Source organism: Gilliamella sp. W8128, from assembly GCF_016100545.1.
Taxonomy (GTDB): Bacteria; Pseudomonadota; Gammaproteobacteria; order Enterobacterales; family Orbaceae; genus Gilliamella; species Gilliamella apis.
The window spans coordinates 77,148-90,949 of the sequence record NZ_JACFSE010000002.1 but is presented as its reverse complement, the minus strand read 5'-3'; the positions used below and the strand labels follow the sequence as shown (position 1 = coordinate 90,949).

Genomic DNA, 13,802 nt, shown 5'->3' with positions numbered 1-13,802 from the left:
TTAAATACTGTTCCTATATACAATCTAATGGCGTATAAATATCAAAACGATGATTTTTAGTTTTAATTTCAGCCGTTGGTTTTTGATTGGCTAAAAATGGTGCATAATCAGGCCGTTTGACAACAACTCGTTTTTTGGCTATTCGCCTTGCCGGTTCGAGCAAACTTTCGGCATCAAGATCACTACCGACTAATTGTTGAAAAATCCGCATCTCTTTTTTGACTAATGCACTTTTTTGTCGATGTGGAAACATCGGATCAAGATACACAACATCAGGTTTATCTTGATATAAGCTGAGTCCATGTAAGCTTGAATTATAAATTAAACGTAACTGTTTTTGTAATAATTGACCAATAGTCGGATCTTGATAAGCACGATCAAGTCCATCAGCGAGTAAGGCGGCGACCACAGGATGACGCTCAAACATTGTAACCTGACAGCCAATAGAAGCTAATACGAAGGCATCTCGTCCTAATCCAGCAGTGGCATCTATAACGGTTGGTAAGTAATTACCTTTTACGCCAACGGCTTTAGCGATTGCCTCGCCACGACCACCACCAAATTGACGACGATGTGCCATTGTGCCTGACACAAAATTAACTGCGACTGCACCTAATTTTTGTTCATCGGTTTTTTGTAACTCAAGTTGATGAGCTTGACTAACTAAAACAAATGGAAGTTCGATATGATCTGATAACCACTGCTCAGCTAATTGTTTTAGCTGAGCAGAATTGATATTAGTGGATTCCATAGTGACGAAGTAATGCCTCAAGTTGTGGCTCACGGCCACGGAAATTTTTAAACAATGTCATAGGTTCATCACTGCCACCCTGCGACAAAATATTATCAAGAAATGCATTACCGGTTGATTCATTAAAAATTCCTTCTTCTTCAAAACGAGAAAATGCATCTGCTGATAAAACTTCCGCCCAAAGATAACTATAATAACCAGCCGCATAACCACCAGCAAAAATATGGCTAAACGCATGTGGGAACCGTCCCCAATCAACAGTAGGTACTACTGCAACTTGTTGTCTGACCTGTTTTAATGTCTCTAAAATATCCGGTGCTTTGTTACTATGTAGTTTAAAATCGAATAAACCAAATTCTAATTGACGTAAAATAAATAATGCTGCTTGGAAGTTTTTGGCATCTAGCATTTTATCTAACATCTCTTTAGGTAAAGGTTCTCCAGTTTGATAGTGACCGGAGATAAATTCTAAAGCCTCAGGTTGCCAGCACCAATTTTCTAAAAATTGACTTGGTAATTCAACGGCATCCCATGGCACGCCATTAATACCTGCTACCGACGATACTTCAATTTCAGTCAACATATGATGTAATCCATGACCAAATTCATGGAATAACGTGGTGACTTCATTGTGGGTGAATAATGCTGGTTTATCACCAATTGGGCGATTAAAGTTACAGGTTAAATAAGCTACAGGTTTTTGCAAGTGACCATCGGCAAAACGCATTTGGCCAATACAATCATCCATCCAAGCTCCACCGCGTTTATGCTCACGGGCATATAGGTCGAGATAAAAACTACCTTTTAATTCACCATTGGCAGCATAAAGATCATAAAATTTTACCTCTGGCGCCCAAACTTCTACGTCTTGGCGTTGTTTAGCGGTAATACCAAAAATACGGCGCACGACTTCAAATAATCCACTAACGACACGTTGTTCAGGGAAATAGGGACGAAGCTCTTCATCATTGATAGTATATAGATGTTGTTTTTGTTTTTCGCTGTAATAAGCGATATCCCAAGGTTTAATATCGCTAGCTCCAAAGAACTCATAAGCATATCTTTTTAAATCGGCTAACTCTTTTTCACCTTGTGGTTTGGCTTTGCTGGCTAAATCAGTTAAAAAGGCAGTAACTTGCGAGGTTGTTTCAGCCATTTTGGTCGCTAATGATTTGTCAGCATAAGTTTCAAAACCGAGTAATTTAGCGAGTTCATCACGAAGTGATAAAATTTGTTTAATAATATCGGTATTATCCCATTTACCTGCATTAGGCCCTTGATCGGATGCGCGAGTATTATATGCTTGATAAAGTTCAAAGCGTAAGTCTCGGTTATCACAGTAAGTCATAATCGGTAAATAACTTGGCATATCTAAAGTCAGTAACCAACCTTCTTGATTTTTAGCCTTTGCCTGTTCTTTTGCTGCGGCTAAGGCACTTTCAGGTAATCCAGACAAGTCGTCAACATTAGTAATTAGTTTGGACCATCCCATTGTTGCATCTAATACATTGTTACTATATTGCGATGATAATTCAGAAAGTTTAGCAACAATTTCACCGTAACGTTTTTGTTTATCATCTGATAAGCCGATTCCAGATAATTCAAAGTCACGTAAGGCATTGTCGATCACTTTTTTCTGTGCCTTACTTAAATTTTCATAATGATTGCTATCTTTAAGTTGTTTGTAAGCTTGATATAATGGTTTATGTTGTCCAACCCAAGTGCTGTATTCCGAGAGTAATGGTAAACAAGCTTCATAAGCTTCACGTAATTCAGGACTATTTTTTACTGAATTAAGATGACTAACTGGTGACCACGCTCGGCTAAATTTTTCATCCATTTCATCAATGGGTTGTATTAGGTTATCCCAAGTGTATTCACTATTTTGTTCCAATACTGATTCGATTGTTTTACGACAGTTGTTTAATGTCTCTTGAATAGCAGGCAGAACATGCTCAGGTTTAATTTTTGAAAATTGGGGTAATGATGAATTGCTTAATAGTGGGTTAGTCATACTGCGATACCTTATGCGAATGATTATGGTTCTTAATAAAACATTATGTTGTGGCTAAAAACCTTAATTCAAGTCAAAATGCTGATTGGGTTTAATTATAAACCCATTAATTTACGCTCACGTTGCCATTCAGTCGGCGTATAGGTTTTGATTGATAATGCATGGATCCGATTATCATTAATAAATTCGGCTAAAGGTGCATATATAGCTTGTTGTTTTTTTACTCGACTTAATTCGGCAAAGATTTCACTAACTGCAATAACTTGAAAGTGGCTGCCATCATCCGTCATTACATGAACATCATCGAGGTCGAGTGAATTTTTTAATTTAGCTATAATTTCTTGCTTATCCATTATTTAAACTCTTATTATCTATATTTTGTTTATTAAAAAATTTTGAGGAAAGTGGTTTTTTATTATGAATTTGCATTAACAGTTACTGATTAATGACCGTTTGCAAATCATAAAGTTCAATTAATGTTTGTAACTGGGGGCTGATCCCGGTTAATTTGATATTATATTGGTTACAAAAATAGACTAGTGTCGCGAGCCCAGAAGAGTCAACGCGGGTAACTTGAGTTACATTGATATCCGTTACACCATTTAAAAGTGTTTTTTGTGTTGACCATAAATCATTTAATGAGTGAGCATCAAGCTCACCGATTAAATTAAGTGTATTTTGTTGTTTTTCTGCTTGGATTCGCGACATGATGAACTAACCTTTTTGTTTAGCGTTTGGATCAATATTGCGATTAGCTAGATCATTTAACTGTTTAGTTAATGCGTCAATTCCATCTTGGCGTAAAATTGTTGACCATTCATTTTGTTTGGTTGTAATCATACTTACGCCTTCCGCTATTAAATCATAAGCTTTCCATTCACCAGTTACGGTATTTTTTCGCCATTGGAAATCAATCCGTAATGGTTGTTGATTTTTATCTGGTTGATTTAGTAATACACGGATAGAAATTAGCGATTTACCGGTTAAATCTTTTGAGGTTTCAACTTGATAAGATTGACCGTTATACATTGAAAGCGCTTGGGCAAAAGCTTGAACTAGATAGTTTTCGAAAGCGTTGAAATAAGCCGTACGTTGTGTATCAGTTGCAGTTTTATATGCATTACCTAAGATGAGTGCACCAGCATATTTAACTTGTACATAAGGTAGTAAGTCAGCTCTGACAATATCTTTAAGTTTATTTGGATTTGATTTAAGCGTCGCTGATTGCGCTTTCATGGTATTAAAAATTTTGTCTGCTGCAACTTGCATATCTTTATATGGGTCATTTTCTGCAAACGCTGCTGTACTTATCATTAATGCAAGTATTAAAAATAAGCTTTGTTTCAATCTGGTTAACATAATTACTCCTTACTTTCGTTAGTATCTTGTTTTTTGTCTTTATCTGACGAACCACCAGTACTATATAAAAATTGTCCAATTAAATCTTCGATAACCATTGCTGGTTTAGTATTGTTAATCACATAACCGTCTATAAGATAAACAGGCTTCTTGTTAACATTATTATTGGTTGGTGTAGAGGCCTCGTCTGCATCTAAAGCATCTAATTCCTGTTCAATGTTTTGATCTAATCCAAAATTAATATCAATGAATTGTTCACCTAATAAACCCGAGGTTTTGATAGAAAGTGAACTAGAGCTCGGAATTTTATCGTATTGGGCATCTAGATCCATAGTAACATAAGGTTTGTAAACATCATCATTGACTGATTTTAAGTTAATATTACTTACACGACCAATTACTACTCCACCAATTTTAATTGGTGATCTTACCTTTAAACCACCAATATTATCAAATACAGCATAAACACGATAAGAATTATGACTAGCAAAAGATGTTGGATCAGTAACTCTAAAGCATAAAAATAGTACTGAGCAGATCACCACTACCATAAAAAATCCTACTGTAATTTCAACTTGACGACTCATGTTTAATGACCTCAATTACTAAACATTAATGCGGTTAATATAAAATCTAACCCCAAAATAACTAATGATGAATAGACAACAGTGTTGGTTGTTGCCCGACTGATTCCTTCTGATGTTGGCACGCAATCATAACCATTAAATAGTGCAATCCAAGTACTAGCGATTGCAAATGCAAAGCTCTTAATAAAACAGTTACCTAAATCGTGCCACCAATCGACATTGCTTTGAATGGAAGACCAGAAAAATCCAGCATCAATACCTTTCCAATCAACGCCCACTAATACCCCACCTAAAATACCAACAGCGACAAAAATTGCGGTTAAAAATGGCATACAGAAGAATCCCGCCCAAAAACGTGGAGCAATAATTCTTCTTAATGGATCGATCGCCATCATCTCCATACTTGATAATTGTTCAGTGGCCTTCATCAAGCCAATTTCGGCAGTTAGGGCTGAACCAGCTCGGCCGGCAAAAAGTAATCCCGCAACCACAGGACCAAGCTCCCGTAATAGAGCAAGGGCAACTAACATACCTAAGCTTGCTTCGGCACCAAAGGTAGTTAAAATAAAGTAACCTTGTAATGCCAATACCATACCTATAAATAGACCCGATACGATAATAATGGAAAGCGATTGTACACCGACAAAATAAAATTGTTTAACAAGTAATGGAAATTGTTTGCTAAATTGAGGTTTACCAATAAGTGCACCAAATAGCATAAGCCCTGAGCGGCCTAACATTGCAATAATATTAATTATTGATTGCCCAAGTTTTGCAATTAAGTTCAACATTAGTTTACACCTCTACTTAGGTCTAATTTGTAATCAACAGCAGGATAATGGAATGGTACTGGACCATCGGCTAAACCATCTAGGAATTGTTTAACGCGTAAATCATCGTTATGACGCAATTCTTGAGATGTTCCACCGGCAATAATATGTTGTTCAGCAACAATATATGCATAGTCAGCAATACTTAATACTTCATTAACATCATGGCTAACTACAATACAGGTTAAGCCCAGCGATTGATTGAGTTCAGCGATGAGCTTAACGATCACTCCCATTGATATAGGATCCTGTCCAGCGAATGGTTCATCAAACATAATGAGATCTGGATCGAGAGCGATAGCTCTGGCTAACGCTGCACGTCGAGCCATACCACCAGATAATTCTGAAGGCATCATATTTGCTGCGCCACGTAGGCCTACTGATTGTAGCTTCATCAAGACTAAATTATGTAAAACTGGTTCAGGTAAATTTAGGTGCTCACGTAATGGGTAAGCAACATTATCAAATACCGATAAGTCAGTGAATAATGCACCTGATTGAAATAGCATGCTCATGCGTTTACGGACTTCATATAGCCGTGAGCGCGTCATACTAGGTACATCTTCACCATCAAATAAAATTTGACCAGCTTGTGGTTTTAATTGCCCACCAATAAGTCTTAATAGCGTAGTTTTACCTATGCCTGATGGTCCCATAATAGCGGTGACTTTGCCTTTGGGTACCGTTAGATTCATATTTTTGTAAATAGGCCGAGTACCACGATAAAAAGACATATCATGAATTTCGACCAAATTTTGCTGTAATGCGTCAGTCACAATGAGTTCCTACACTACTATAATTGAATTTTGAGTATTTTACTTGATTATTGTAAATAAACAAATGCGTTAAAATGAATTGATAATTTCACTTCCTTAATTATAAAACATGATGAATTTTATTGTTCGTCATTTTATGCTAAAACTTTATCTAAAAAACTCAGTAATAGTTGACGTAATCGGAGTTGTATTGAAATTTCATAGTGATACTGTTAATTGAGCACCACTATATATCAATTTATTATCGGTTGTTGCTGTTATTCATGTCGAGCTTTACGAGCTAAATAATTACCAGTGCTTTGTACAAATTGAATAGCAATAACTAAAATCACGACACAAATGTAGGTAACCGTTGTATCAAAACGCTGATAACCGTATGAAACGGCTAGATCACCAATACCACCAGCACCGATGGCTCCAGCCATCGCAGTTGCACCAATTAAACCAATTGTCGCAGTAGTTAGGGTTAAAATTAAAGAGCTAAATGCCTCTGGTAGCATAAAATGCCAAATAATTTGTATTGGCGTTGCGCCCATTGATTCAGCTGCTTCAATAATACCACTATTTACATCGAGCAATGAGTTTTCGACTAATCGAGAAATATATGGTGCTACATAGAAGGTTAATGGCACAATTGCTGCAGTTGTACCTATTGAACTACCAACTATTAATTTGGTTAAGGGTAGAATTGCCACTAATAAAATAATAAAAGGTAATGAGCGAACTAGATTAATAATTGGATTAATTATTTGATAAATCTTTTTATTTTCAAGCAATCCCGATGGTCGAGTAGTGACTAAACAAATACCCAATGGGATGCCAATTAATGATCCTAATGTTAAAGCAAAAACTACCATATACAGAGTTTCATAAGATGCTTGAGCAAATTGTGCACTAGTTACGTTGGTTGCAAAAGTTGTGCTTAAATAATTTATAATATTATTTACTATTTCCATTAGTTGCTCTCCCAATGTTGGATTTCTGTAACGTTTACCCCATGTTCACGAAGAAACTGTACCGATTGTTCGATATTACTATCACTGCCTTTTAGTTGAACAAACATGCTGCCCAATACAGTTTTTTCAATTTCTGACATATGAGCAAATAAAATATTGACGATGACTTTTTGTTGTAATATTAGTGAATTCATAACAGGCTCTGAGGCTGAGCGACCCAGAAATTCGAGTTTAAACAATTTAATATTATTTTTATCTCCTTCTATCTCTAGGAGATTTTCAACCACTCCTGCCGGAATTTGATCATTAATTACTGAGCTAACAAAATTTTGTGTGGTTTTATGTTTTGGATGACCAAACACATCAAGTACATTGCCATGTTCGATAATTTTACCTTTTTCCATCACCGCGACTTTATGACAAACCTGCTCTATAACATGCATTTCATGGGTAATTAATACCACGGTAATTTTATATTGATCATTAATTTTTTTGATTAATTCCAAAATCGATTGCGTGGTTTGCGGATCGAGTGCTGATGTTGCTTCATCACAAAGTAAAATATCGGGATCATTGGCCAAAGCCCGGGCAATGCCAATACGTTGTTTTTGGCCTCCTGATAGCTCTTTAGGGTAGCTATGAGCTTTATCGCTTAAGCCAACAAACTCAAGCAGTTCATAGACTTTCTGTTTAATCGCTTGTTTGTCTTTTTTGATTAATACTAAAGGGATTGCAATGTTTTCATATACAGTTTTCGATTCAAGTAGATTGAAATGCTGAAAAATCATACCAATTTTACGACGTACTTGACGTAGTTGTGGATTTGATAATTGATTTAATGATTGGTTTTGAATAATAACATCGCCTTGTGTCGGTTTTTCCAGAAAATTTATAAGACGTACAAGTGTACTTTTTCCTGCACCACTATAGCCAATAATGCCATAAATATCGCCTTTTTGGATGGTTAAATTAATGTTTTGTAATGCTTGAGTCGTAATTCCATTGCGTTCATATTGTTTCGATACATTTTCAAATTTTATCATTATGTTATACCTATCAATGTTGGGCTAATTCAATTAATCCTAGTTGTGCAAGATTTGCGAGATAATTAGCTGCTGGCATTATCATATTACGATTAACTAAAAATTTAGGATGGTGTAGTGCATAGGGGCTTTGCGAGCCAAGATTGATAAATGCACCGGGAACATGATGTAAGTAGTGAGCAAAATCTTCACCGCCGAGTTGTGGTTGAAAGTCAACCACCTCATAACCTTCCTGTTTAGCAATGTTTTGGCAAAAATTGACCCATTTAGCCACATTTATGATTGATGGTGGTCCATCAAACCATCTCAACTCGGCTTCAGCACCCATACTAAGAGCAATATTTTCGACAATACTGGTTAGTTGTTGCTTGACCTTTAGCCTTATATCGGGGGTAAGTGTCCTTACGGTACCTTCCATTTCAACTATTTCAGGGATCACATTCCAAGTGTTTCCACCTAAGAATTTGGTAATGCTAACCACTACTGGGTCGAGTCCACTTATGGTACGACTGGAAATTGTTTGTATTGCATTAACAATCTGTGCACCAATGACAATTGGATCAATACCTGATTCAGGTCTTGCCGCGTGGGCTCCAATACCTTTTACCGTAATTTCAATACGATCTACATTAGCCGAAAATGGGCCAGCTCGTGAAGCCATTTGGTTAATGGTTAAGTTAGGGTTATTATGCATACCAAAAATGACATCGACGCCATTGAGTGCACCAATTTCGATAAAATGTAACGCACCACTAAAATTTTCTTCGGCGGGTTGAAAAAGTAACCGAATTGTCCCTTTTAGTTGCTGTTCATTGGCTTTTAATAAATAAGCAGCCCCCATTAAAACAGATGTATGCAAGTCATGACCACAAGCATGCATAACGCCTTGTTTGGTTGAACGATATTGACAATCAGATTGTTCATCTATGGGTAGGGCGTCAATATCTGCTCGTAAGGCAACAACTGGGTTTCCTGAGCCAATTTCGGCGATAACCCCAGTTTTTGCCCCCAGTTCTAAAATACGAATGTTAGCTTGTTCTAGGCAAGTTCTTAACTTTTTTGTTGTTTCAAATTCTTGATTGGAAAGTTCTGGATTTTTATGTAAATCAAGAAAAAGTTGCTCAACAATAGGGGCAATCGTGTCAGTCATGGCATATCCAATAGATATCAATTTTTGATACTTTTACGGTAGCACAGCTGATTTTTTTGCTCTAATAATCGTTTTTTATAACTTATTCCAAAAAGTTATAAGATAGAAGTACATGGAATAAATGAATTGTTATTTCTATGTTAGAGTGTTTGTTAAATTTACATTTCACTGAGGATAGTTCAAATGAAAATAAGTTTTATCAAACAAAAATTTGTTAACAATGTTGCACTATTAGCATTATTTAGTTCTATTTTTTTAATTACTGCATGTGATAACTCATCATCTAAGGTTGATAATCAAACTAAAAAAGAGATCAGTATGGGCGTATCACCAGGGCCGTATAATGATCTGTTCAAAGATGCTGTTAAACCAATACTTGAAGCTGAAGGTTATAAAGTCAAATTAGTTAATTTTCCTCATTTATTAGAATCTGATGTAGCATTAAGTGAAGGAAGTATAGATTTAACTGTCGCTCAGCATACCGCTTATATGGACGTTTTTAATAGTCAACGTAAAGCTAACTTAAAACCGGTAGTGCATGTACCTTCAGTGCCTGCGGCAATATTTTCGAATAAATATACTTCAATCAAAAATGTCTTTTCTGGTGCTAAAATTGGTATTCCTCAAGATGCCTCAAATGCGGCTCGCTCATATAATTTATTGGAAAAAGCCGGTTGGATTAAGTTAAAACCAAATACTAATCCAATTATTGTTAGCAAAAATGATATTGCCGAAAATATTGCTGGTGTGGATATTGTTGAAATGGATTCTGCCAATATTCCTAGAGTCTTAAATGAGTTAGACTTTGCCGTTATTCCTGGAAGTATCGTTTATTCTGCCAATATAGATTCGAAAAAAGCGCTGTTATCAGAAACAATTATCCCTGATTTAGAAATCATGGTGGTGGTTAATGGCGGTAATGAAAATAGCCAGTGGGCAAAAGATATAAAACGTATTTACCAATCACAACAATTTAAAGATTATATGCAAACACATAATCAAAATGGTTATTGGGTTATGCCACAAGAATAATAAATTTGCCCGTTTAAACACGGGCTATTTAATATTTAGGCATACTGGTATCAATGAGTTGTGCCCACGCATCAATGCCACCAGTTAAATTATATAGAAAATCACTATCAAAACCATTTTCGACCAGATAGTTAGCCACATTGAGGCTTCTTACTCCATGATGGCAATAAATTACAATATCTACTTCGTCAGGAATTTTATCTAAATAAAGTGGTATTAAATTCATTGGAATATGATTGGCGCCGTCAAGCATACAAATGGCGACTTCATTAGCTTCTCGGACATCAAGTAAATAGAGTGGTGCTTTACTCTCAATTTTTTGTTTTAGTTGTAATGGGCTAATTTCTTTTATCATTGTCATTTTTCAAACTCATTTTAATTTCGGCAAAAATTTTGAGGAACGGGGTTTTTGGCAGCAAATTTACTGTTGTTTAATTAAAAATCCCACCTTAACTGAATCTTATTGATCAATAACAAGGTGGGATTTTGCTCCTTATAATGCTGTTAATTTATTATGCAGCTAACGCTTTAGTGATTTTTTCATATAGATCTTTAGATAAGTTATCTAGTTTTAATAAGCTTTCTAAAGCAGCTGTCATTTTTTTCTGACGATTTTCATCATAACGTTTTAATCGAATAAGTGGATCAATAAGTCTTGATGCCACTTGTGGGTTTTTCTGGTTTAGTTCCATTAATATTTCAACTAAGAAATGGTAACCACTGCCATCTTCAGAATGAAAAGCAACAGGGTTATTGTTAACAAAAGCACCAATTAAACTTCTTATTCGATTTGGATTATTGAGTGAAAAAGAGCGATGATTAAGTAGTTTTTTCACTGTTGATAATACATTTTGCTCTGGACTGGTAGCATTTAAAGCCAACCACTTATCCATCACTAAACCATCTTGATACCATTTATTGTCGAAATCGGAGAGTAACGTATGTCGACAAGTTAATTGCGCTTTGACTGCCGCGGTAAGCGCCGCTAATGAATCTGTCATATTATTGGCTTGTTGATATTGTTGTTCGACCAAAGTATTCGCTAGCGATTTATCATTAGCGTAAGCTAATAATGATAAACAGCAGTTTTTCAGCATGCGTTTGCCAATATCTGCATGTTCAATCTGATATTGTGCAGTTTGATTATGATGATAAACCGCGGTTAGTTCATCATAGAGTTCATTAGCAAAGACACCTAATAAGAATTGGCGAACTTGATAAATCGCTATCGGATCAACGATATCAAATAGATTTGCCAATTCATTTTCCGAAGGTAAAGTCAGTATTTGTGCGATAAGTGCCGGTTCAGCAGTATCTGATAGTAATATTCCTCTAAAAGCATCTAGTAGCGAATCAGGAATCGACATTGGTCGATTTTGTTGATAATGGCTTACATTTAACCGCACATATTTTGCTAATAACATCTGCGCTGCATCGTAACGACTAAAAGCATTGCTGGCATGTTGCATTAAGAATATAAGATCGTGATCTTGATAATTGTAATTGAGTTTTACCGGTGCTGAAAAATCTCTTAATAGTGAAACAATTGGTTTTTCTGAAACATGATCAAAAACAAATTCTTGTTTGGCTTGGGTTACATTTAGTACATGATGAATAGGTTTATTTTGATATTGCAATGCAATCACATCACCATTTTGCTGATAAAGTTCGATATCTAATGGAATATGTAGTGCCTGTTTTTGACTTTGATCTTGCGTTACCGGCGTATGTTGCTCAACAGTTAAGGTATATTGTTGATTTTGTGGATTATAACTGTCAGTTACTGTTAATACTGGTGTACCTGATTGACTGTACCATAATTTAAACTGAGTTAAATCAATTCCTGATGCATCTTGCATAGCGGCAACAAAATCATCACAGGTAGCTGCACTACCATCATGGCGTTGGAAATAAAGTTTCATACCAGCTTGGAAGTTATCTTCACCTAATAATGTATGCATCATACGAATCACTTCTGCACCTTTTTCGTATACGGTAACAGTATAAAAATTATTCATTTCAATTACTTGTTCCGGACGAATAGGATGAGACATTGGGCTTGCATCTTCAGCAAATTGTACGGTGCGCAATAGTTTGACATCGGCAATCCGTTTAACTGCTCTAAGTCCTTGGTCAGAAGTAAATTCTTGATCTCTAAATACTGTTAATCCTTCTTTTAGGCTAAGTTGGAACCAATCACGACAAGTGACTCGATTACCGGTCCAATTATGAAAATATTCGTGACCAATTACCGATTCAATGCCGATATAATCATCATCGGTCGCGGTCTCGGGTTTAGCAAGGACATATTTAGAATTGAAAATGTTAAGGCCTTTATTTTCCATTGCTCCCATGTTGAAAAAATCAACTGCTACAATCATAAAGATATCTAAATCATATTCTAAATCAAAACGGCTTTCGTCCCAGCGCATAGCATTTTTTAAGCTGGTCATTGCCCATTGTGAACGATCTAAATTGCCTTTATCGACATAAATTTCTAAATCAATTTTTCGATTAGTACGGGTGATAAAGTGATCCTTTAAAATATCAAAATCACCAGCTACTAATGCGAATAAATAGGCCGGTTTAGGAAATGGATCTTGCCATTGCACCCAGTGTCTACCGTCGGAAAGTTCTCCTTGTGCAATGCGATTACCATTAGATAATAAGTAAGGATATTGTTGTTTATTAGCAGTAATTCTAGTTGAAAATCGAGCTAGAACATCCGGTCTATCGAGGTAGTAAGTAATGTGGCGGAAACCTTCTGCTTCACATTGAGTGCATAAAGCATCACCAGAAACATATAATCCTTCTAGTGCAGTATTATCGATAGGCTTAATTTGATTAACGATAGTTAAGCTAAATTCGGAAGGGACATTTTTAATTGTTAATCCCGTTTTGGTGATTTGATAATCAGACCAAGGTTGTTCGTCAATATTTACCGAAACTAATTTAAGTTCTTCGCCATCTAATACTAAATCGTTAGCTTGAGAATTTTTTTTGATGATATGACTACGGGCGATAACTGTAGTTGTTTCTGCCGCTAAATCGAAATCAAGATCGATGTCAGTAATAGTAAAGTCTGGTGTTTTATAGTCATGACGATATTTAGCAGTCGGTTGTATATCAGTTGTCGTTGTACTCATGTTTATATACCTTTGTAAGTGGTGTGCTAATTATGTATTCAAATTAATCAAAACGGGGTTAATACCCATTAGTGTCTATGATTATTCTTTTAAAATAGAATGAATTATATTTGTTTATCATTTTGGAATGAATTTCGATTAATTTTACCAAAATGTCT

14 protein-coding genes are annotated in these 13,802 nt (G+C 35.8%); 1 reads left to right on the top strand and 13 read right to left on the bottom strand.

What is annotated here, in order from left to right:
• Positions 1–13: 13 nt before the first annotated feature.
• The 11 genes from H3U97_RS02035 to H3U97_RS01985 all read right to left on the bottom strand — a co-directional run bounded on the left by H3U97_RS02035 (position 14) and on the right by H3U97_RS01985 (position 9,466).
• Positions 14–751, bottom strand: a complete 738-nt coding sequence (locus tag H3U97_RS02035) for a class I SAM-dependent methyltransferase (protein WP_198197841.1) — start codon at positions 749–751, stop codon at positions 14–16.
• A complete protein-coding gene (gene prlC / locus H3U97_RS02030) occupies positions 738–2,765 on the bottom strand; it encodes an oligopeptidase A (RefSeq protein WP_198197839.1) in 2,028 nt (675 codons plus the stop codon). Before prlC ends, H3U97_RS02035 begins: the two co-directional genes overlap by 14 nt.
• 95 nt (positions 2,766–2,860) lie before the next feature.
• The gene (locus H3U97_RS02025; protein ID WP_065651460.1) at positions 2,861–3,118 is read right to left on the bottom strand and encodes a BolA family protein; all 258 of its coding nucleotides are present in this window, start codon (positions 3,116–3,118) and stop codon (positions 2,861–2,863) included.
• Between the two features lie 82 nt (positions 3,119–3,200).
• On the bottom strand, positions 3,201–3,473 hold the full coding sequence (locus H3U97_RS02020; RefSeq protein WP_065577546.1) for an STAS domain-containing protein: 273 nt from the start codon (positions 3,471–3,473) through the stop codon (positions 3,201–3,203).
• Between the two features lie 6 nt (positions 3,474–3,479).
• On the bottom strand, positions 3,480–4,124 hold the full coding sequence (gene mlaC / locus H3U97_RS02015; RefSeq protein ID WP_198197837.1) for a phospholipid-binding protein MlaC: 645 nt from the start codon (positions 4,122–4,124) through the stop codon (positions 3,480–3,482).
• Positions 4,125–4,126: 2 nt separating this feature from the next.
• Positions 4,127–4,711 carry an outer membrane lipid asymmetry maintenance protein MlaD gene (gene mlaD / locus H3U97_RS02010; RefSeq protein ID WP_198197835.1) on the bottom strand — a complete coding sequence of 195 codons (585 nt, stop codon included), beginning with the start codon at positions 4,709–4,711 and terminating at the stop codon, positions 4,127–4,129.
• Between the two features lie 11 nt (positions 4,712–4,722).
• Positions 4,723–5,502, bottom strand: coding sequence for a lipid asymmetry maintenance ABC transporter permease subunit MlaE (gene mlaE, locus H3U97_RS02005; protein WP_065651456.1), 780 nt, complete (start codon positions 5,500–5,502; stop codon positions 4,723–4,725).
• Positions 5,502–6,317 carry a phospholipid ABC transporter ATP-binding protein MlaF gene (gene mlaF, locus H3U97_RS02000; RefSeq protein WP_370545668.1) on the bottom strand — a complete coding sequence of 272 codons (816 nt, stop codon included), beginning with the start codon at positions 6,315–6,317 and terminating at the stop codon, positions 5,502–5,504. Before mlaF ends, mlaE begins: the two co-directional genes overlap by 1 nt.
• A 257-nt stretch (positions 6,318–6,574) precedes the next feature.
• A complete protein-coding gene (locus tag H3U97_RS01995) occupies positions 6,575–7,174 on the bottom strand; it encodes a methionine ABC transporter permease (protein WP_367642247.1) in 600 nt (199 codons plus the stop codon).
• A 98-nt stretch (positions 7,175–7,272) separates the two neighbouring features.
• Complete coding sequence (locus H3U97_RS01990; protein ID WP_086362172.1) at positions 7,273–8,316, bottom strand: methionine ABC transporter ATP-binding protein; 1,044 nt, start codon at positions 8,314–8,316, stop codon at positions 7,273–7,275.
• A gap of 13 nt (positions 8,317–8,329) precedes the next feature.
• On the bottom strand, positions 8,330–9,466 hold the full coding sequence (locus H3U97_RS01985) for an amidohydrolase (RefSeq protein WP_198197833.1): 1,137 nt from the start codon (positions 9,464–9,466) through the stop codon (positions 8,330–8,332).
• Between the two features lie 183 nt (positions 9,467–9,649).
• Between H3U97_RS01985 and H3U97_RS01980 the strand changes: the two genes are divergently transcribed.
• Positions 9,650–10,498: a MetQ/NlpA family ABC transporter substrate-binding protein gene (locus H3U97_RS01980; RefSeq protein WP_081298764.1), complete on the top strand. Its 849-nt coding sequence runs from the start codon at positions 9,650–9,652 to the stop codon at positions 10,496–10,498.
• Between the two features lie 28 nt (positions 10,499–10,526).
• Here the strand turns inward: H3U97_RS01980 and H3U97_RS01975 are convergent, their stop codons facing one another.
• A complete protein-coding gene (locus H3U97_RS01975; protein WP_081298763.1) occupies positions 10,527–10,859 on the bottom strand; it encodes a rhodanese-like domain-containing protein in 333 nt (110 codons plus the stop codon).
• Between the two features lie 151 nt (positions 10,860–11,010).
• Positions 11,011–13,644, bottom strand: a complete 2,634-nt coding sequence (gene pepN, locus H3U97_RS01970) for an aminopeptidase N (protein WP_198197831.1) — start codon at positions 13,642–13,644, stop codon at positions 11,011–11,013.
• Positions 13,645–13,802 lie beyond the last annotated feature (158 nt).

What these genes read in the sequence shown, in the direction of transcription:
- H3U97_RS01980 (WP_081298764.1), top strand. Translation starts at nt 9,650, where the DNA reads ATGAAAATAAGTTTTATCAAACAAAAATTTGTTAACAATGTTGCACTA.
- prlC (WP_198197839.1), bottom strand. Translation starts at nt 2,765, where the DNA reads ATGACTAACCCACTATTAAGCAATTCATCATTACCCCAATTTTCAAAA.
- H3U97_RS02025 (WP_065651460.1), bottom strand. Translation starts at nt 3,118, where the DNA reads ATGGATAAGCAAGAAATTATAGCTAAATTAAAAAATTCACTCGACCTC.
- H3U97_RS02020 (WP_065577546.1), bottom strand. Translation starts at nt 3,473, where the DNA reads ATGTCGCGAATCCAAGCAGAAAAACAACAAAATACACTTAATTTAATC.
- H3U97_RS01975 (WP_081298763.1), bottom strand. Translation starts at nt 10,859, where the DNA reads ATGACAATGATAAAAGAAATTAGCCCATTACAACTAAAACAAAAAATT.
- H3U97_RS01995 (WP_367642247.1), bottom strand. Translation starts at nt 7,174, where the DNA reads ATGGTAGTTTTTGCTTTAACATTAGGATCATTAATTGGCATCCCATTG.
- H3U97_RS01985 (WP_198197833.1), bottom strand. Translation starts at nt 9,466, where the DNA reads ATGACTGACACGATTGCCCCTATTGTTGAGCAACTTTTTCTTGATTTA.
- H3U97_RS02035 (WP_198197841.1), bottom strand. Translation starts at nt 751, where the DNA reads ATGGAATCCACTAATATCAATTCTGCTCAGCTAAAACAATTAGCTGAG.
- mlaC (WP_198197837.1), bottom strand. Translation starts at nt 4,124, where the DNA reads ATGTTAACCAGATTGAAACAAAGCTTATTTTTAATACTTGCATTAATG.
- mlaE (WP_065651456.1), bottom strand. Translation starts at nt 5,502, where the DNA reads ATGTTGAACTTAATTGCAAAACTTGGGCAATCAATAATTAATATTATT.
- H3U97_RS01990 (WP_086362172.1), bottom strand. Translation starts at nt 8,316, where the DNA reads ATGATAAAATTTGAAAATGTATCGAAACAATATGAACGCAATGGAATT.
- mlaD (WP_198197835.1), bottom strand. Translation starts at nt 4,711, where the DNA reads ATGAGTCGTCAAGTTGAAATTACAGTAGGATTTTTTATGGTAGTGGTG.
- pepN (WP_198197831.1), bottom strand. Translation starts at nt 13,644, where the DNA reads ATGAGTACAACGACAACTGATATACAACCGACTGCTAAATATCGTCAT.